This window comes from Pseudomonas congelans (genome assembly GCF_900103225.1).
In the GTDB taxonomy this organism is placed as follows: Bacteria; Pseudomonadota; Gammaproteobacteria; order Pseudomonadales; family Pseudomonadaceae; genus Aquipseudomonas; species Aquipseudomonas congelans.
In genome coordinates, this window is the sequence record NZ_FNJH01000003.1 from 586,706 (window position 1) to 606,171 (window position 19,466).

General features: G+C 57.7%; 18 protein-coding genes and 1 pseudogene. 10 read left to right on the top strand and 9 right to left on the bottom strand.

Features of this window, described 5'->3' with window-relative positions; translation table 11 throughout:
• Position 1: 1 nt before the first annotated feature.
• Positions 2-481, bottom strand: a complete 480-nt coding sequence (locus BLR20_RS14055) for a multidrug/biocide efflux PACE transporter (protein WP_025990966.1) — start codon at positions 479-481, stop codon at positions 2-4.
• 99 nt (positions 482-580) lie between these two features.
• Between BLR20_RS14055 and BLR20_RS14060 the strand changes: the two genes are divergently transcribed.
• The 3 genes from BLR20_RS14060 (at position 581) to BLR20_RS14070 (ending at position 4,106) form a co-directional block, all read left to right on the top strand.
• Positions 581-1,465 carry a LysR family transcriptional regulator gene (locus BLR20_RS14060; protein ID WP_054992840.1) on the top strand — a complete coding sequence of 295 codons (885 nt, stop codon included), beginning with the start codon at positions 581-583 and terminating at the stop codon, positions 1,463-1,465.
• A gap of 108 nt (positions 1,466-1,573) precedes the next feature.
• Positions 1,574-1,798 (top strand): DUF6434 domain-containing protein, encoded by a 225-nt coding sequence (locus tag BLR20_RS14065; protein WP_010431968.1) that lies wholly within the window; start codon positions 1,574-1,576, stop codon positions 1,796-1,798.
• A 214-nt stretch (positions 1,799-2,012) separates the two neighbouring features.
• Complete coding sequence (locus BLR20_RS14070; RefSeq protein WP_054992839.1) at positions 2,013-4,106, top strand: hybrid sensor histidine kinase/response regulator; 2,094 nt, start codon at positions 2,013-2,015, stop codon at positions 4,104-4,106.
• A 12-nt stretch (positions 4,107-4,118) separates the two neighbouring features.
• Here the strand turns inward: BLR20_RS14070 and BLR20_RS14075 are convergent, their stop codons facing one another.
• Positions 4,119-4,694 (bottom strand): ankyrin repeat domain-containing protein, encoded by a 576-nt coding sequence (locus BLR20_RS14075; protein WP_054992838.1) that lies wholly within the window; start codon positions 4,692-4,694, stop codon positions 4,119-4,121.
• 60 nt (positions 4,695-4,754) lie between these two features.
• A complete protein-coding gene (gene katB / locus BLR20_RS14080) occupies positions 4,755-6,260 on the bottom strand; it encodes a catalase KatB (RefSeq protein WP_010431959.1) in 1,506 nt (501 codons plus the stop codon).
• Positions 6,261-6,835: 575 nt separating this feature from the next.
• Here katB and BLR20_RS14085 point away from each other — a divergent pair.
• The 4 genes and pseudogenes from BLR20_RS14085 (at position 6,836) to BLR20_RS14095 (ending at position 10,412) form a co-directional block, all read left to right on the top strand.
• Entirely contained in the window at positions 6,836-7,561 is a 726-nt protein-coding gene (locus BLR20_RS14085; protein ID WP_054992837.1) for a GNAT family N-acetyltransferase, read from the top strand.
• A 190-nt stretch (positions 7,562-7,751) separates the two neighbouring features.
• A pseudogene (locus BLR20_RS28480) lies at positions 7,752-8,534 on the top strand (MCP four helix bundle domain-containing protein); the annotation flags it as partial.
• On the top strand, positions 8,529-9,392 hold the full coding sequence (locus BLR20_RS28485; protein WP_411326961.1) for a methyl-accepting chemotaxis protein: 864 nt from the start codon (positions 8,529-8,531) through the stop codon (positions 9,390-9,392). The pseudogene BLR20_RS28480 and the gene BLR20_RS28485, both read left to right, overlap by 6 nt.
• 138 nt (positions 9,393-9,530) lie before the next feature.
• Positions 9,531-10,412, top strand: coding sequence for a CAP domain-containing protein (locus BLR20_RS14095; RefSeq protein WP_010431950.1), 882 nt, complete (start codon positions 9,531-9,533; stop codon positions 10,410-10,412).
• Positions 10,413-10,448: 36 nt separating this feature from the next.
• Here BLR20_RS14095 and BLR20_RS14100 read toward each other — a convergent pair whose 3' ends face one another.
• From BLR20_RS14100 to BLR20_RS14110, 3 genes are all read right to left on the bottom strand, one after another.
• A complete protein-coding gene (locus tag BLR20_RS14100; RefSeq protein ID WP_032611700.1) occupies positions 10,449-10,877 on the bottom strand; it encodes a nuclear transport factor 2 family protein in 429 nt (142 codons plus the stop codon).
• A gap of 140 nt (positions 10,878-11,017) precedes the next feature.
• Positions 11,018-12,685: a methyl-accepting chemotaxis protein gene (locus BLR20_RS14105; RefSeq protein ID WP_420875066.1), complete on the bottom strand. Its 1,668-nt coding sequence runs from the start codon at positions 12,683-12,685 to the stop codon at positions 11,018-11,020.
• Positions 12,686-12,778: 93 nt separating this feature from the next.
• Positions 12,779-13,396: a TetR/AcrR family transcriptional regulator gene (locus tag BLR20_RS14110; protein WP_054992834.1), complete on the bottom strand. Its 618-nt coding sequence runs from the start codon at positions 13,394-13,396 to the stop codon at positions 12,779-12,781.
• Positions 13,397-13,580: 184 nt separating this feature from the next.
• Between BLR20_RS14110 and BLR20_RS14115 the strand changes: the two genes are divergently transcribed.
• Positions 13,581-14,102, top strand: coding sequence for a DUF3237 domain-containing protein (locus BLR20_RS14115; RefSeq protein ID WP_010435364.1), 522 nt, complete (start codon positions 13,581-13,583; stop codon positions 14,100-14,102).
• Positions 14,103-14,157: 55 nt separating this feature from the next.
• Here the strand turns inward: BLR20_RS14115 and BLR20_RS14120 are convergent, their stop codons facing one another.
• The 3 genes from BLR20_RS14120 to BLR20_RS14130 all read right to left on the bottom strand — a co-directional run bounded on the left by BLR20_RS14120 (position 14,158) and on the right by BLR20_RS14130 (position 17,835).
• Positions 14,158-16,275, bottom strand: a complete 2,118-nt coding sequence (locus tag BLR20_RS14120) for a TonB-dependent siderophore receptor (RefSeq protein WP_025991057.1) — start codon at positions 16,273-16,275, stop codon at positions 14,158-14,160.
• 126 nt (positions 16,276-16,401) lie between these two features.
• The gene (locus tag BLR20_RS14125) at positions 16,402-16,836 is read right to left on the bottom strand and encodes a GNAT family acetyltransferase (RefSeq protein ID WP_054992833.1); all 435 of its coding nucleotides are present in this window, start codon (positions 16,834-16,836) and stop codon (positions 16,402-16,404) included.
• 54 nt (positions 16,837-16,890) lie between these two features.
• Positions 16,891-17,835: an alpha/beta hydrolase gene (locus tag BLR20_RS14130; RefSeq protein ID WP_054992832.1), complete on the bottom strand. Its 945-nt coding sequence runs from the start codon at positions 17,833-17,835 to the stop codon at positions 16,891-16,893.
• 365 nt (positions 17,836-18,200) lie between these two features.
• Here BLR20_RS14130 and BLR20_RS14135 point away from each other — a divergent pair, with 365 nt between their 5' ends.
• Positions 18,201-18,710 (top strand): GNAT family N-acetyltransferase, encoded by a 510-nt coding sequence (locus tag BLR20_RS14135; protein ID WP_032611662.1) that lies wholly within the window; start codon positions 18,201-18,203, stop codon positions 18,708-18,710.
• Positions 18,711-19,116: 406 nt separating this feature from the next.
• The gene (locus tag BLR20_RS14140) at positions 19,117-19,377 is read left to right on the top strand and encodes a DUF1652 domain-containing protein (RefSeq protein ID WP_010435352.1); all 261 of its coding nucleotides are present in this window, start codon (positions 19,117-19,119) and stop codon (positions 19,375-19,377) included.
• Positions 19,378-19,466: the final 89 nt, after the last annotated feature.

A 19,466-nucleotide genomic window follows, 5' to 3' on the forward strand; every position in this document is an offset into this window, starting at 1 on the left:
ATTACACCTCACACCTTGCCAGACGTCGCTGTACCAAGCGCTCACGCAGCGTGTCGTATGCCCAGTTGAACAGCAGGGTGTAGGGCAGAAACATCAGCAGCAGGCCGATGTCCAGCCAGAACGCTTCCATCAGGCTGATCGTCAGCCACCATGCGGCCAGCGGCACCACGGCCAGAATGAGTCCGGCTTCGAAACCCGTTGCGTGCAGGACGCGCACCGTCAGGCTCATGGTAAATCCGTAGCGGTTGCGCAGGCGGTCGAACAGCGCGTTGTAGGTCATGTTCCACAGCATGGCGATGGTCGAGATCATCACTGTCATGGCGCCCATCATTGCCAGCGACTGGTTCATCAGCCAGGCCAGCAGCGGTGCGACCAGAATCACGCCGCCGACTTCGAACAGGGCGGCATGCAGTGCCCGCTCACGCAGGGTTTTGCTGACTGCGCCGGGTTGCCGGTCGATGTGCGGTTGGCTGTTACTCATGACTGCGCTGCCCTTGGTACTGATGGATGGCAGTATTATCATCGGTGTTTGCGTTAAGCTGAAAATCAATACCATCGGTTAAACCGATATGAGAGCGCCATGAGTTATTCGCCAGAAGCCCTGGAAGCCTTCGTTCAGATTGCAGCGCTGGGTTCGTTCAGTGCCGCCGCACGCCGCCTGGGCAAGAGTCAATCGACCATCAGTGAAGCGATCGCCCGCCTGGAAATCGATCTGGGGCTGGAGCTGTTTGATCGTTCTTCCAGGCAACCGGTGCTGACCGAAGCGGGGAGGGTCATGCTTGGTCGTGTCGATGATCTGCTGTGCGCCTCGGACCGGCTGCGTCGTGCTGCCGCGCGGCTTGCGGCAGGCGTCGAGCCACGGCTGACGCTGGTGCTGTCGGATGCCAACCAGTTTGCCGATTTCGAAAGGCTGATGACCGAACTCGATCAACGCTTTCCAGAGCTCGAGATGGAATGCGTGTTCGCCGAGCACGGCGACGCCATCAGCCTGGTGCAGTCCGGGAGGGCGTCACTGGGGCTGCTGTCGGCGCAAGCCAGCTATCCACCGGAGATCGGTCACGCGACCATCGATGAAAGTGCCGATTTCGGCCTGTTCGTGTCGCACAAACATCCGCTTGCCGCGCTGGAACGGGTCGATTACCAACAGCTGGCCCGCTATCGCGCCTTGCGCCTCAATACGCTGATCGAGCACAGCATCCCTACCGACGATCTGCCCACCAGCGGCCATCGGCATTGGTCGGCGCCCAATTACCTGCTGTTGATGGACATGGCTGCGTTCGGTTTTGGCTGGTCGGCATTGCCGCGCTGGCTGGTGTCGCGCTATTCGGGCGGCCTTCTGAAAGAGCTGCAAGTCTCCGGCTGGCCGCGGCGCTCGGCGGTGGACGTTATCTGGTCGTTCCAGCGCAGTCTGGGGCCTGCGGGCGCGTGGCTGCTGGAGTCGCTGGTGCCGTTTGCGGGAGAGTGAGGCGGGTTTGCGCAATTTCCTGTACGCCACGAGCTTTTCCAGCCTCGCGACTGCAACAGAATCCCGCTATAAAGAGTGCCTGCAACCCGACAGCACAAGGAATCAGGCATGGCTTTCGATTGGCACTCCGATCTCATTACGCGCGATACGCCGGTGAATGAGCATTATCGGAATACGCAGAACGTGAGGCGCTTCATGACCGGACAGTGCGGGACGTCGTTCAGGTTCGACCGGCCATTCATGGCGTGGATCAACAATGGCGAGCCCAAGAACATGGGCCAGGTCGCAGACCAATGGCTGCGCCTGCATGCCACCGCCGCAGCGTCGAACTGAGACCACGCGCGGCACAGGATCCGTCCGGCAGGGCATGCTCCTGTTCTTCTCAATGCCGTACACACAAACCTGTCTCGCGCTGGTTTGGCGAAAACCAACAAATTTGAGCTCAAAACGCCATTGTTTTTGCATGCGATCGGTTTTTCTCGTAGCGTGCTCGTGCCGCCCCGCATGACGGGAAAGCGGCGCAACCAATACCTCAGGTGCTGCCGCTGTGACCCCGACAGATTTACAACATCTCCAGAGCCGGTTAGCGGCTCTGGAGCAGGAAAACGCTTCGCTCAAAGAGAGCCTGAGCGTCACCGGTCGGGAGGCCGAATATGCCCTGGCACAATCCCAGGAGCGTTATCGTTTTCTGTTCAACGCGATGGATGAAGGCTTTTGCATCATTGAGTTCTTTGACGGGCCGCACGGTCCGCTGAGCGATTACATTCACGTTGAAGCCAACCCGGCCTACGAGTACCACGCCGGCATTTCCAATGTGGTGGGCAAGAAGCTGCGCGAGATGGTTCGCGAGGAGGCCGATGGCTGGGTGGAGTTTTACGGCGACGTATTGCGGACTGGCAAGCCGATCCGTTTCGAGCGCGAACTGGTGGCCACCGGGCGTTATCTGGCCTTGACTGCGTTTCGCATCGAGCCGGCCAGCCGCCGGCAGGTCGCTGTGCTGTTTCAAGACATCACTGAACGCAAGCGCGCTGAACTGGCGCTCAAGCAGTTGAACGAGACACTGGAGGCGCGCATTGTCGAAGCCGTTGCCGAGCGCAATGTGCTGGCCGATGTCGTCAACGGCACCAATGCGATCATTCATGTCGTGGACTGCAATTTTCGCTGGATGGCCATCAATGGCGCAGCGCTGCGCGAGTTCGAGCGCCTGTTCGGCATCCGGCCGCAAGTCGGTGACAGTATGCTCGACTTGCTCGACGACCGGCCGCAGAGCAAGGCTGACCTTGAACGGCGCTGGACGCGCGCATTAGCGGGCGAAGAGTTCGCCGAAAGCGTCAGCTTCAGCGACTCGAACGATCCTGCCAGCCATTTTGAAATACGTTACAGCACGCTGCGCAATGCTCAGGGGCAGGCTATTGGCGCTTACCTGTTTGCCTACGATGTCAGCGAACGGCTGCGCGAGCAGAAGCGCCTGAGCCAGGCTGAAGAAGCCTTGCGCCAGTCGCAGAAGATGGAAGCCGTAGGCCAGTTGACTGGCGGTATCGCCCACGACTTCAACAACCTGTTGACCGGCATCACGGGCTCGCTGGAACTGCTCAAGACGCGGGTGAGCCAGGGCCGCTTCAATGAACTGGATCGCTACATAGGGGCTGCGCAGGATGCCTCGAAACGTGCGGCGTCGTTGACCCATCGATTGTTGGCGTTTTCGCGTCGGCAGACCCTGGACCCCAAACCGGTCGACGTCAATCGGCTGGTTATCGGCATGGAAGAGCTGATTCGGCGCACGGTCGGGCCGCACATCACCGTGGAGGTCGTGACCTCGGTCGGGTTGTGGTCAACGTTCATCGACGCACCGCAGCTGGAAAATGCCTTGTTGAACCTGTGCATCAATGCCAGGGATGCCATGCCGCGAGGCGGGCGGATCACCATCGAGACAGCCAACCGTTGGATTGACGAGCGCGGCTCACAAAGCCGCGAACTGATCCCCGGGCAGTATCTGTCGTTGTGTGTCAGCGACACTGGTACCGGCATGTCGCCCGAGGTCATCAATCGGGCATTCGATCCTTTCTTTACTACCAAGCCACTGGGGCAGGGCACGGGGCTGGGGTTGTCGATGGTGTACGGTTTCGTGCGCCAGTCCGGCGGCCAGGTGCGCATTTATTCCGAGCCTGATCAGGGCACGAACATGTGCCTGTACCTGCCGCGTCATTACCTTGGGGCGCCGGAAGAGATCGAGTCTGCGGATGCCTCTGAATCGACGTCGGTACAGACCGAGCGCACCGTGATGATTGTCGACGATGAGCCGACCATCCGCATGCTGGTGGCTGAAGTGCTGGAGGATCAGGGCTACATTCCGATCGAGGCGGGCGAAGGCGCATCTGCGCTCAAGGTGCTGGAGTCGGATGCGCGTATCGACCTGCTGGTGACTGACGTCGGGTTGCCGGGTGGCATGAATGGCCGGCAACTGGCCGATGCCGCGCGCATCATTCGACCCGACCTCAAAGTGCTGTTCATTACCGGGTACGCAGAGAACGCCATCATTGGCAATGGCCACCTGGATCCGGGGATGTGGGTGCTCACCAAACCCTTCACCATGGAAGCGTTTGCCAGCCGCATCTACGAAATGATCGAGCGCGAAGACTGATGCCAATAGCCGTCAGCGGGTAGGCGGCGCCTGGAATTCACCTTTGGACAAGCCTTCCACATCGTTACCCATGCTGTCACGAATGCTCAGGTCTGCGCCCTTGTCGGTCAGCTCCTTGAGCACTTCAGTGCGTTTGAACAGGGCGGCGTACATGGCGGCGGTCTGCCCGGCATTGTTGGTGAGGTTCGCACCACAATCTGCCTGAACCAGACGCTTGGCGATGCTCAGCTCACCTTTGAAAATCGCACCCATCAGCGCCGTGTTGCCGCGATTATCCTTGGCGCAAGGGTCTGCTCCGGCGTCTATCAGGCGTATCACCGAGTCCTCATGGCCGTGATAGGCCGCCAGAATCAGACCGGTATAGCCTTGTTCGTCACGGATGTTGAGGTCGTAATGAGCCTCGATAAACGTGTCCAGCATCGGGTTGTTGCCTTCGCGGGAGGCATCGAAAAACAGCGTGCGCAGCTGGCTGGCAGTCTGTTCGGCGGTCAGTTCCGAAGGCGGTGGAGTGGGGGTGGGTGTCGATGTCGGCGGTGTGGCGTGCGCGGCTGCGGCAAACAGCAGCAAGCCATAGATCAGATGTTTCATGGGCGTTCTCCTGACGGGAACCGTCCCGGCGACTGAGCACCGGGACGGGGTATCAGATCATCAGTCCTTCAGGCTTGCAGCCAGAGACTTGACCTTGCTCAGATCGCCTTTGGCGACTTCGGCTACCCGAGTGCCGTAGTCCGGATCTGCCTTGTACAGGTACGACAGCATGATGTTCTTGCTTTCGGTGTCGGTGTCGGCCAGCGACTCGCCAAAGCTCTGCACCAGGTCGGTCTTCTCTTTCGCGCTGTAGGAGCGATACAGATCACCCGCCTGCTTGAAGTTCTGCTCACGCGTGATCTTCGCCTGCTGGGTAGTACCACTGAGCGGCAGCTGGCTGTAACGCGCCTTGTCATCCGCTGGACGCGGTTCCAGACGGCTCGGCTCGTAGTTGACGCCGCTGGTGGTGTGACCGGTATTCAGCGCACCATCCTGATTACCGTTGTTGACCGCAACCTTGGGCTGGTTGACAGGCAGGCTCAGACCATTCGCGCCCAGGCGATACATCTGGGTGTCCGCGTAAGAGAACACACGGCCTTGCAGCAGACGGTCTTCGGAAGGTTCGATACCCGGTACCAGATTGGCCGGAGCCATCGCGACCTGCTCGGTTTCCTGGAAGAAGTTATCGACGTTCTTGTTCAGGACCATCTGCCCGATCTTCTTCTCGGGAACGTCCGGCCAGATCTTGGTAGCGTCCAATGGATCGAAGTCGAATTTCGCCAGCTCTTCAGGCTTCAGAACCTGAACGTACAAGTCCCATTTCGGGAAGTCACCCTTTTTGATCGCGCCGACCAGATCGTTGGTCAGGTGGCTGTAGTCCTTGGACTGGACCTGAGCGACTTCCTTGGGATCAAGGTTCTTGAGGCCCTGCAGGGATTTCCAGTGGAACTTGACGTAGTGCACTTCGCCCTTGGCGTTGACCAGTTTGTAGGCGTGCACACCGTTGCCGTCCATGAAGCGATAGCCCGCCGGGGTACCCTCGTTCGAGTACAACAGGGTCAGTGTACGGGTGGCTTCCGGTACGTGAGAGAAGAAGTCGAAGCGACGTGAATCGTTGTCCAGGTTGGTACGCGGGTCAGGTTTGAACGCGTGGACCATGTCCGGGAACTTGATCGCGTCACGGATGAAGAAGGTCGGGAAGTTGTTGCCAACCAGGTCCCAGTTACCGTCAGCCGTGTAGAACTTGGTGGCGAAGCCGTGCGGGTCGCGCAGGGTTTCAGGCGAGTGATTGCCGTGAACCACGGAGGAGAAGCGAACAAATACCGGGGTCTTCTCGCCGGATTTGAAAACGGTCGCCTTGCTCAGATCGCTGATGTCGGCCGAGGCAGTGAACTCGCCTTTGACACCGGTACCACGGGCATGCACGACGCGCTCAGGAATGCGTTCGCGATCAAAGCGCTGCAGCTTTTGCAGCAGTTGTACGTCTTGCAGCAGGACGGGCCCTTCGGCGCCTGCGGTCTGAGAATTCTGATTGTCTCCGACGACGGCGCCATTGTCGCGGGTCAGGGTGTCGGCTGCAAAAACGGTCGGAACAGTAATCAGACCGGCTGCAGTTAGACACACCATGTGTCTGGACCAGTTTAATAACGGCATTTTGAATCCCTCATATTTTTAGTAGGCCGGATAATCTTAGGCGCGTGAGGGAAACGCGGTGATTATAAAAATGTATGGGGGTGATTGATATAAATACCCGGGCAAAAGGTGGACCCGGTAAAGAAAGTTTGCACCGGTATCGCCTGATGCGCTGATTGCACGTTCGGATGCCGGGAATCAAGTTATATTTCAGTAGTCCCGCTAGTTCTGCATCCATTTGAAAAATATATATTTTTATAAAATGTCGATAATCATTAAATTTGCGTGCGTCGCCTGGTGCGGGTAGATGTGAATCATTATCAACTTTATTATTTGGTGACAGACTGGCGACCGTGATGTGTGCTGGTACGATCGTACTGATAATTGCGGTCGACTTTTTGGTGGGTGGCTATTTGACATTCTTTTTTTCAGGTCATCGTATAAGTTGCAACTAAGTTGCCGCGCGGCAGGATGCTGGCCATATGACAATATCGGTCTTGAATGCCTCGACGCGCTATCATGTGGCAACTTTCTGTACAGACACACCTTTTAATGGAGCCCCTTGTCCCATGCCGACGATCATGCTGCTACAAACCCCGCCGCCGGAATTCATCCGCAGCCAGATCCAGCAGATGGTTGTCGACTACGTGACGGACATCAGTCTGGTGGCCATCGCCCCGAGCAACCCGCTGTACAACCTTTATCAGTACGGCGTGGGCTACGAGGTGCATTTGTACCTGAATGCCATGGACGGTTCGCAACAGCTGGCAGTAGAGCTGATCGTCGCGCTGGACGACGAAGATCCCGAAACCGTATTGGGCTTTTTGCTTTACCTGCCCGTGCAGGATGATCCGCAGGCCTGCGCCGTAGCCTACATGGCGGTGCGCGACAGCCATCGTCGCCAGGGCATCGCACGCGCGATGCTGGAGAAAATGACCGGTCGCTATCCGCACGCAGAGCTGTATTGCGTGGTCGACAAAGCCGCGTATTTCGAGGCAATGGGCTTTCAGGTGCTGGGCGCGCGTGGTCCGCAGGTCATCATGAACACGCGTGATCACGGTACTGACGGTCTGCTTGCGGTCATGGATATCGAGCCGATCTACAACTCCGTGGAGGTGCGACAGATTCACGCCTACCTGCTCAAACAGCACGGCAAGAGCGCGATGGTCGATGCGGAGAAGCAACGCGATCGCCATTTGGACCGCATGACCCTTGAGGCGAGAACGTTCGTCGAGCAACGTCTTGGCGAAGGTGAGCTGGCAGACGGCGTGCCGCAGACTTTGCGGCTGCACTGATAAAGAAGGGCGACGACGCAGGACCGATAGAGGGCATTAGGCGCACAAGTGCTACCTGTCAAAGTTTTCTATCAAAAAACGGGAGGAGGTGGAACGATCCAAATGAGGTGAAGTCATTATGACATCATCGCTATTTGATCAATTCATTTTGGCACTGACACCACTCCTCATTCAGCAACAGGTAAGCCCCATGAACGTCCTGCGTCAGTCCAAGTTCTCTACCAAGCTTCTCTCTGCTTTCATCGTTTGTGCATTGATCACGCTGGCCGTCGGCGCTCTGGGGATGGTCGGAGTGACCCGCCTGGGCAATAACCTTGAGCTTACTTTTTCCAACAACCTCGTCTCGGTTGGCAACACTAATGAAGCGCTGACCAGCTTCACCGCTCACAACCGCGGGCTTTACCGTTTGCTGGATGCGCAGGATGGCGGTGTCTCCGAAACGGACAAGGATCGCGTTCGTCAGGCGTTAAGCGATGACCTGGCCCGTGCGCAAAAAGTGTTCGCGACTTACCGCGCCACGCCACTGGAAGATGACGAGCGCGCCGCCGGCGATCAGTTGGAGCTGATGCTGCCCGCTTATGTTTCCGGTTCTCAACAGGTTGTGGACCTGATGAAGGCGGGTAATTACGAGGCTGCCCGGACCCAGTTGAACAGCCTGTCCTCGGAAAGCTTTACCAAGGTGCGCAGTTACCTGCGGACCATTATCGATTCCAACAATCGTCAGATCAAGGAAGGCGCAGCCGCTGCTGCCGACCTGAAGGCCAATTCGGTAATGATGCTGGAGATTGGCGTGGTGATCGCCTTTCTGGTGGCCATCATGCTGGGTGTGCTGATTACCCGCATGATCACTCGTCCTTTGGCTGTCGCAGTCGCCAGTGCTCAGCGCATTGCGGGTGGTGATCTGACTCAACCTATTGTTACTGACCGTGGCGATGAAGCCGGACAACTGTTGAACGCACTGTCCGATATGCAGAACGGTCTGAAAAATACTATTCAACAGATTGCCAGTGCCTCCGACCAGCTGGCTTCCGCTGCCGAAGAACTGAGCGCCGTCACCGATGAAAGCACCCGCGGGCTGACTCGCCAGAATGACGAAATCCAGCAGGCGGCAACGGCCGTCAACCAGATGACTGCCGCAGTGGAAGAAGTGGCGCGCAACGCGGTGTCCACGTCCGAGGCTTCGAAGTCTGCTACAGATGATGCCGTCGATGGCCGTGGTCAGGTCGATCACACGGTCAAGGGCATCACCACCATGGTCCACGAGATCACCGCGTCCACCGGCGCTGTATCCGAGCTGGCCGGGCATGTGCGGGAAATCAGCAAGGTGCTTGACGTGATTCGCAGTATCGCCGAACAGACCAACCTGCTGGCCTTGAACGCCGCCATTGAAGCTGCGCGTGCTGGCGAACAGGGTCGTGGTTTTGCGGTGGTGGCTGACGAGGTTCGGGCCCTGGCGCACCGTACCCAGGCATCGACAGTGGAAATCGAAGGCATGATCAGCACCGTACAATCGGGTGCCGACGGTGCGGTTGCGGCGATGGGCAAGAGCCTGTCGCTGGCCACCAACACCCAGGAACTGGCCCTGCGGGCGGGCGCAGCGCTGGAGAAAATCACCCTCGGTGTGGCAACCATCAACGAGCGCAACCTGGTCATTGCCTCCGCTTCGGAAGAGCAGGCTCAGGTGGCTCGCGAGGTGGACCGCAACCTGATCAATATTCAGGACCTGTCGACCCAGAGCGCTGCAGGTGCCAACCAGACCAGCGCGTCCAGTCAGGAACTGTCGCGACTGGCCACTTCGTTCAACTCACTGGTTGCCAATTTCAAGCTGTAAGTCGTTCCCGCAAGGCATTGTCTGGCGCACGTCCTGGCCTGATCGGTTGTGAAATTCCGGTCAGGCATAAAAAAGGCATTGCGCCCGACCGGGTCATTTCGCGCATCATAGGCGGACTCAGCCCGAGAGAGACTTTTCATGCCTGTCATTCATTACCTTCTGCGCCTGTCGCTCCCGCGAGTGTCGTTATCCTTTCTGGCAGTGTTGTGCTCTGGCGTGTTTGCCAGTGCTGCGCTGGCCGGTGACGAAACACAACTGATCGAATCCCTCAATGCCTATCGCGGCCAGGCCCAGCGCTGTGGCGAGCAGGTATCCATGGAGCTGCCACCGCTGACCAGCGACGCACGTCTGGTGCTGCCGGCCAGTGGCAATCTGGACCTGCAACAGGCGCTGACGCGTGCCTCCTATCCGATGGTTACTGTGCAGGCGATAAGCCTGTCCGGCCCGAACACTGCAGACGCTGCACTCAAGGCAGTACTGGAGAGTTTCTGCCGCGTGGTGCTGGACCCGCAGTTCGTCGACATCGGGGTCAGCCGCGAAGGGCGAGACTGGCGTATCGTGCTGGCGCGCTCGCTGGTCGCGTCGCGTCTTGGCGACTGGCAGACAGAGGGGCAAAAGATTCTGGAAATGATCAACAACGCCCGCACTCAGGCACGCCAGTGCGGCACACAATCCTTCGCCGCTACCACGCCGCTGGCCTGGAACCTGGTTCTGGGCACCGCTGCGCAACGTCATTCCCAGGCGATGGCCAATCAAAACTTTTTTGACCACAAGGATCGTGACGGCCGTACACCTGGCGACCGGGCCGAACTGGCCGGGTACGTGGGGCAGCAGGTGGGGGAGAACATTGCCGCCGGTCAGGACAGTGCGCGCAAGGTGGTGGATGGCTGGCTGCTGAGCCCGGGCCACTGCGCCAACCTTATGAATCCGGATTTCCGCGAGTTGGGCGCAGCCTACGCAATGGACCCCAAAAGTGACGCAGGGATCTACTGGACGGCAATGTTCGGTACGCAGCAGTAGCGTCTATAGCTGCGCAACGGACTGGCAAACCTGGAATCAGAAACGGAATGCCTGACGGCCGATGAGCAACCATTGGCCGTTCTGCTTTTGCCAGATCTGGAAGTTCTCGATTTCAGTCGGCACAACCTTGCCGCTATTCACCGCTTCTGCCGAAAAGTGATTGCGCACCAGCGCAACGTCGCCGGACAGGGTGATCTTTTGATTGAGCATCTTCAGGTCATTGAAGGCGCTCTTGCCGGTTTCGATGTCCGCGATGAACGCCTTCTTGTCCTGAATAGTACCGCCGGAGTGGCCATACGTGAGGTTGTCGGCGGTCAGCGCATTGAGTTGCGCTATGTCCTTGTGCCACATGGCCTGTGTCAGTTTGTCCACGGCATTGGCGACATCGGCCTCGTCGGAGGTTGAGGCTGCGACGTAACCGGTAAACAGGCACAGAAAGCCCATCAGCAGTGTCAGCTTTTTCATGTTCATCCCTTTTCTTGTCGTTATTGAAGGTGAGTGAAACCGGCGCAGGTGAGGAGTTCATCTGTCGTCGTACAACTTAGATGAGGGCAGGCCATTCGACAAGGGGAGATGCCGGGAAGCGTACTTCCCGGCATAGGGTATTAGATGCGGAATTGCTTGGTGAGACGGTTCAGGCTTGAAGCCAGGGTCGACAGTTCGGCAGTGGCAATGGCCGTCTGGTTGGAGCCCTCGGACGTCTGACTGGACAGATCACGAATACTGACCAGGCTCCTGTCTACTTCTCGAGCGACCTGAGCCTGTTCTTCGGCGGCGGTGGCAATCATCAGGTTGCGTTCATTGATCTGGCTGATGGAATCGGTAATTTCCAGCAGCGCCTTGCCGGCGCCATTGGCCATCTCCAGCGTCTTGTGGGCCTGAACGCTGGTCTGCTCCATCGCGCTGACGGCATTGCCGGTGCCCGTCTGAATCGAGCCGACCATCTGTTCGATTTCACGGGTCGATTGCTGGGTGCGATGCGCCAGTGCCCGGACTTCGTCCGCAACCACCGCAAAACCACGTCCGGCTTCACCTGCGCGGGCCGCTTCGATGGCTGCGTTGAGTGCCAGCAGGTTGGTCTGTTCCGCGATGGCGCGAATCACATCCAGCACCTTGCTGATGTCCGTCGCCATGACGGCGAGGCCTTGTACCTCGGTCGAAGTGATCTGCACTTTGGAAACCATCAGGTTGATCGCCGTGACGGTCTCATCGACCTGCGCGCGTCCGGCCATGGCTGCAGTGCTGGATTGTGAGGTCACTTCCGATGCCGATGCGGCGTTACTGGCTACTTCTTCCACCGCCGCGCTCATCTCGTTGACGGCGGTGGCTGCCATTTCGATCTCGTTGGTCTGGCGCTGAATGGTGCGCGATGCGTCTTCCGTGACCGCATGCATTTCTTCGGAAGTGGCCGCCAGCTGGGTGGAGGAGTCGCCGATCAGGATCAGGGCATCGCGCAGGTTGGTTTGCATGGTGGCGAGTGCGGCAATCAGTTTCGCCGCCTCGTCAGTGCCCTGTTGCGGGATATCCTTGCTCAGATCATTGGAAGCGATGCGTTGCGCGATACTCAACGAATCGCCAATCGGGCCAGTCACACTGCGCGTGTACATCCAGGCGAGGAGCAGCGTGGTGATGACGCCCACGGCGATGAAGATACCCACCATCCACAGCGTCTGCTGATAGGCGGTCTCAGCAGCATCACCGGCTTTCTGAGCCTTGGAGTCATTAACGCCAATGAGTTTCTTCAGCCCGGCTTCAACCTGATCGGCCGCGCTTCTCATTTCGCCATTGGAGGTTGCCACTGCAGCTTCCAGATTACCGGCTGCCACCGAAGCCAGGTAGCGATCCTGCGCCACCTGGTACCCAGCCTGTGCCTGGGACAATTCGTCGAATGCCTGGCGCCCTTGCGGAGTCACGATCAGTTTGCCGAGCGTGTCAAAATAGCCAGCGATCAGCGAGCGAGACTGCTGGATATCGCTGAGCGCCTTGGTCTTTCGATCCTGCGGTTCAATCGGATTGCGCACGCGGGCGTTGTTGCCCCGGATGCTGACGAACTCCCGGTCAATAGATGCGAGCTGTTTCACGCTCGGAAGCACATTGGTCTCGATGAATTTTTCCGCCGCATTGAGCTCGGCCGCCTGACGCAGGGCGAGCAAGCCCAAGGAAATGATCATCAGGCAGAACACGCCGAAACAAAGCGTCGAGCGAGCGGCCAGGTTGAGTTTTCGCAGGATCATGAGTATTTCTCCGAGAGGGTAAACAGCTATCGCCCTCATTCGGATTAACTTGGCCGTGAAAGAGTAACAAGGTGTTTCAGATGGGTTGCAGTTTCGGCTCTTATCTGTACCGCTTGGTTCTTTTTTGCGGGCTTAACGTTTCTCCATACCCAACATGAATGTATCCACTGCGCGTTCGACCATGGCGCGAATTTCTTCGATGCTCAACGGCATGGGCGCCTGTTGGTAAAGGCGAATGTCGGTCTCGGCAGTCAATAGCGAGGTCAGCTGCAAGGCGGCGATATGCGGGTCGGCGTCACGCAACTGACCTCGTCGCATCGCCAGCGCCATCAGTGAGGTGACTGTCTGCAGGCACTGGGTGGGGCCGGACTCGTAGAACATCATGCCGATGTCCGAGTGTCCGGACTCGGCCACCACCATGCGATACACGGCCAGGGCTTTATCATCATTGATCAGCACCATCAACATGCGCTCCCCGAAACGCGTGAACAGGTTCCTCAGATCGATCTGTTGGTCATCCTGGATCACCAGCTCTGAAACCGCGTCGGCCAGATGAGCGGTTGCAAGCCTGTTGACCACGGCGATGAACAGTTCTTCCTTGGAAGGGAAGTAACTGTAGATCGTCGCCTTGGAGCCACCCATTCGTTTGGTGACCTCATTCATCGAGGTACGCTCGTAGCCCATTTCGAGGAAGACGCTTGCTGCGGCATCAATGATGGCTTCGCGTCGAGCTTCAGTACGAACCTTCATTTATATCCTCAATTCTTCAGTGAGCAGACCATGTACAAAATTCTCTAGACGGGAACTGAACCGTTCGGTACGATTTCAGCCGACTCCGTGGAGCTTACTGGAAAAGCAGGCTTAGATAAATGCCGATGGACTGCACCCGGCCATTCGTTGCCCGAATCCATTCAAAGATGGAGTGAACAGTTCTATGACCATTATCGACTTCAACAAATCCGTCAAACGCTCTTTTCGTGGTAATACGGCAACGGCTCCTCAGCTGGAAAAAATGCTGACGGTGATTCTGAAGACCGATGCTCCTGTGCTCATGGGCATATGCAGCGATGGACTGCGTAGCAACAGCACTGTTTTGGGCGGGGAGTTTTACGGCGAAAACTTCAGCGGCTCGGTACTTTCCGGCGGTAGCAATACGCTAGTTGAGTTGTCATCCGAGCTGGCCTTTCTGGAAACCCGTTTCACGCTGGTTACCCAACTGGGTGAAATGATCAACGTTGAAAGCAGAGGCGCTCTGCTCGTTGACGAAACGGGCCAGCACGAACTGCAGAACGGAGTATGGCCAATCAGCGAAGGCCATTACCGGTGCACTTGCACACCCCGCTTTCAGGTCGCTCTGGGCCCTAACGAGTGGCTGGAGAAGAGCGCGTTCATCGGCAGGTTCGAATACCTGTATGGCAATGAAGCGCTGATCAGCTTTTACCGAATGAAGTTCTGATACATCCCTTCAAGTCCACCGAGCAAGCCCGCGCAGGCCTGCTCCTTGCAACCTGTTAAAACGTGACGCTGGCGCTCAGGCGTGCGGTACGCGGCTCCCCCACATTGACTTGCAACTGGCTACCGGTACTGGACGGGTAGTACTGCTTGTCGAACAGGTTATCCACGTTCAACTGCAGACGCGTTTTATAACCGGCCATGGGCACGTCCCAGCGCAGAAACGCATCGGCCACGGTATAGCTGCTCATATAGAAAGTGTTGGCATCGTCGCCGGCGCGTTCGCCGACATAGCGTGCGCCGCCACCGGCGTGCCAGTCGCCCAAGCCGGACGGGACTTGCAGATGGTGGGTGAGGTACAGGCTGGCCGTGTGCTTGGGTGCCTGAATGAGACGATTGCCCTCGTTCTTCGGATCGTCGAGCACTTCGGTATGGGTGTAGGCGTAAGTACCGATCATGTCCCAGCGCTCGGCGATGCGTCCTGTCACGTCCAGCTCCACGCCCTGTGAGCCCACTTTGCCAGCCGCTTCGCTGACGCCAGTAGCAACGGTGGTCACAACGTTTTTCTTCTCGATGTCGAACACGGCGAGGTTGAAGTCGAGCTCCGGTGCCAGTGCATATTTGGCCCCGACTTCGTAGCTGCGGCCTTCTTCCGGGTCGAAGGTGGTGCCGTCATCGTTAACGGCCTCGTTTGGGACGAAGGAGCGGCTGTAGTTGCCGTACAGCGACAGGTCTTCATTGACCTTGAACACCAGGCCCGCCATCGGCAGGAATATATCGTCATTTTTGTTCAGGTTAGTGTTGCGGCTTGCGCCGAGGCCTTGGGCGATGTACTGGTCGTAATGCTGGTAACGGCCACCCAGGACCAGAATCCAGCGGTCATTCAGGTGCCAGTTGTCCTTGAGGTAAACGGACGACGAGGTCAGTTGATTGCTCAGGTTGCTGGTGGTCGTACTGACGACACTGGGCTCTGCCAGGCTGCCATAGCTGGGCGAAAAGATATTGAAGCCACCCTGGACGGCGTTGCGGTAGGTCTTGCCGCGGTACTTGTCGGAATCCTCCTGCTCGGCGCCGATCAGCAGATCATGTTGCTGACCGAATACCTCCTGCTTGCCGATGAAGTCCCAGCTGGCATAACGCGTTTCATAATCGTAATGGCCGCCATTGGCCTGGCGGCGCAGCACGCCGCTGCTGGACAGCGTGCTCGGCTGGGCAATCGAGAGGCTGTAGCGGTCGTTGTTCCAGCCGTAGGTCAGGCGGGTTTTCCAGTCATCGCTGAGCTGGTACTCGAAGCGCGCGGTTGCGGTTTCGCTGATGCCGACCGTATTTGCCCATTTTTCGTCCAGGCGCTTGTCGTAGCTGATATCGGCCGGATGGCCGTTCGTGAATACCGTGCCACGATCGAAGGGGCTGACGTAGTCGTTGTATTCGTAAGCCAGCGTCAGGCTGGCGCGCTCCCCGGTCCAGGACAGCGACGGTGCAACCAGCGTGTGCTGATCAACGCCATAGTTACGCCAGTAGTCCTCGCTCTGACGCTCGGCCACCAGGCGGTAGGCCAGCCCCGAGTCGCCCAGCGGGCCGGTGGTGTCGATGCCGAAACTGCCGCCGCCTTCGCTGTATGCCGAACCACTGAGCGTGGTGCTTTGCACGTATTGCGGCTGTTTGCTGATCACGTTGATCACGCCACCCGGCTCCATCGCCCCGTACAGCAGCGAGGCCGGGCCTTTGAGTACTTCAACGCGTTCGGTCGTGGCCCCGAAATTTTTCGACACCACTGAACGCACGCCGTCACGCAGCACGGAGCCATCATCGTTGGTGCCAAAGCCGCGCTTGACCAGTGAGTCCTTGGTATTGCCGAGCGTATTGCCCTGGCTGACGCCACTGACAAACTTCATGGCATCGTCCAGCGAGCGCACGTTGTAGTCGGCGATGGTCTGCGGTGTCACCACGTTGACCGACTGCGCTTCTTCCTTCAGGGGTACATCACTCTTGCTCGCGGTGCTGGCGCTTTTGGCGCTGTAGCCTTCCTGCGCTTCGGTCGCGGTTGCCGACACCTGCGTAGCGGGCAGCGTTGCAGTTTCGGCTGCATGTACTGCGCCGCCGGAGAACATCGCCAGAGAAAGCGCGGACAGCAGAAAAGTGCCGGGACGGCGAGGGCATTGCAAGGAAGTGCTCAAGGGAAATGCTCTGCTAGGACGTTAATAGCAATAATTGTAATTTGATATTAATTCTCATGTAAATAAATGATTGAAGCGCCCGATGGTTGCGGTCGCCTCGGCAAACAAAGGGCGCGACGCTCAGGACTAAGCCGTTACGTTGGCATCGATCCGCTTGCCCATGCTGATAATGAGCTCAGGCGTATAACCCAGGGTTTGATAGAAGGCCTGCACGCTTTCATTGAAAGTATGGATCTGCAGGTTGATCTTCACGCAGCCAAGATCCGCAAGCGCCTTTTCTGCATGCCTGACCAGCCGGGTACCGAGGCCTTTGCCGCGCTGTTGCGGATCAACGGCAACCGAATACAGCCAGCCGCGATGACCGTCATAGCCGGCAAGGAGGGTACCGACCACCTCGTCATTGGTGAGAGCAACGAAGAACAAATGGTCGTCGACAGCCAGTTTCTTGTCGATCGACAGGTCTGGGCGATTGTGTGGCATGTCGTCATTGAATACGGTCTTCCACAGCTGGATGACCGCGAGGCGGTGATGCGGGTCTGAGTACTCGACAATACAGTTCATTGCGTGGTCCTTCGGCCATGAATCCGAAGACTACTGCCACGCGCCCTGAACTGTCTAACCGGCAGTCTTTGAGCTTTTGCCCTGTTTTGTCACCTGAGGCAGTGATGCGGGTGTATCGAGCAGGGCACGGATGGCCCGGCTGTAAGCGGGCTGCCCGAGTTGCATGCTGTTGTTATGCGTACCGCCAGGTACCAATAGCAGTTTCTTCGGTTCCTGCGCGGCTGCAAACAGCTGTTCGCTGAAGCGGGCCGGTACATAGCGATCCTCGGTGCCATGCACGATCAGCACCGGCATACGGATGTCTGCAATCTTGTCCAGTGAGTCGAACTTCTGCGACAGCAGCCAGCGTACCGGCAGCGAGGTATTGGCAAGCGCGGTGGCCACATCGGCCAGGTTGGTGAAGGTGGATTCTATGATCAACCCGCGGGCCTGAATCGGCGCATCGCCCTTTTCAGCGTCTTCGCCCAGCTCCGCGGCCAGGTCCACTGCCACCGCACCGCCCAGAGAGTGTCCGTAAATCAGCCTGCGCTGCGGATCGGGTTGCAATTGCTTCAGGCGTTCCCAGGCGATGCGTGCGTCTTCATACACGGACTTTTCCGACGGCAACTGGCCCATGCTTTGCCCGAAACCCCGGTAATCGATCGCCAGTATCGAGTAGCCCTGAGCCTTGAGTTGCTGGATACGGAACAACTGGCCGGTGAGGTTCCATCGTGATCCATGCAGGTACAGTACCGCCGGGGCGTTCTTGTCCGCAGCGGGCCACCACCATGCGTGGATATTCTGCGAGGTACCGAATGACGGTGTACTGAGTTCGATCTCCTGCACATCTGCCGGCAAACCGCTGTACCAGCTAGCGGTACCGGGCTCGATGCGAAACACCAGTTCGCGCTCCTTGTGTTCAAGCACCGCACAGCCGACGGGCAGGCCGAGGATGATGGCTATCATGCACACCCATCTGAGCGGACGAGCCTTGAAGCGAGCCAGAGGCGAAATCGACATAAGAGGGATATTCCGGTCAACAAAGTGAAATAAATGCAGAATCTGCATCCGGTATGCAAGACCAGCCGACGAACACCGGGTTACAGGATATTGCGTACATGCGCCGGAAATACCCATAGGCTGAGCGGCAATCCGATATGCGAGTAAAGCCCGATGCGTCAATACCTTGCGCGACGTGGGCCAAAGGCAACCTCGATAACCACGCTCTTTAGCACGATTCGTTATTGAGGTAGCCCTTTTCGATAGCCACGGATTATGCTGTGTCGGCGAGGGCGCTGTGTTTTTGTCACCTACCGCCGCCTGATTCGCCCATTTGCTTGCCGTATACCCGCGCTTTCTTCAATTTCTTCAAGAGGTTACCGCCTATGTTCACTCACCGTCCCCTGGAAGAAAAAGACGTCCCCCTCATCTGCGAGCTGCCGCAGAATGCCGATGAGCTGTTCTATATGTTCCCCAGGGCAACGTACCCGCTGACCGCCTCGCAACTCAGCGAAGCGCTTGAGACGCGGCATGATTCGACCGTCATTGAAATGGACGGCGAAGTGGTAGGTTTTGCCAATTTCTCTCAATGCACCTTCCGTGGCCGCTGTTCGCTGGGTAACGTCATCATCGCCCCGAAAGCCCGGTCCAGAGGGGTAGGGCGCTTCATGATCACCACCATGATGGGGATCGCGTTCGACAAGCATGAAGCTACTGAAATGGTCGCTTCCTGCTACAACCATAACGTCCCTGGCCTGCTGTTCTATCCGCGGATGGGATTCCGTCCATTCCATATCGAAGAAAAGCGCGATAAGCGCGGCGAGCGTGTCGCGTTGATTCATCTGCGGTTGTCCGGCCACGACGCGAAAGAAAACATACCTGACAAACAAGAATAAGTTTTCGAGCAGGGCACGCCCCATTCTCTTCGAGGAAACGGTCGTGCCCGGTTAGAGCAGCATTTTTATTCTTCGACCGTTCGTCAGTCTTTCTTCCCTTCCTCTACTACGCGCGTTTCATCCGCTGCTGTTCACGCCGAGTCCCGTTTTGTTGAAGAGCATGACGGTGAATCGTTTTTTCTGTGCGTGCCTTTAATAAAAAACAGCGTTAAAAGGGTTATGGATATTCAGATATGGAAGTTGCTTGACGTACAGGGGGCAGTGTATAAGGGGTTTAAGCATCAAGTGAGTGGCGACAGATAATTGGCGGGCTGGCGCGGGCCGTTTTTAAAAAGTCATCAACAATAAAAATTATCAAAAAATTGTCACTGTCGGGACATGCTTACACACATAAGGAGATAAAGAAATGATCGCGAGTGGACTGTCCGAGTTGGAACTCAGGAGCATTGTTGAGCGTGCTTTCCTGCCATTGCGTTGTACCTGCACGATTGCCAATGATCAGATGACGGTGCAGATAAGCGACCCGGTATCGGGGCGTACCCAGCGTCAGAAGAGCCTGCCGCTCAGCCGTATCAATACCGTTCGGGACATCTCGGCACTGGTGGCCGAGTTGCGCGAAGAGCCGGTAATGCAACGTGTCTCGAAAGCGTATTACAGCGCTGCCTGATACCGCTGCACCCCGCTGATGCTCTGGCATCACATTGCATGGCCCTGATCATCGCTGATCGGGGCCTTGTCGTTTTTACGGGCCACCCT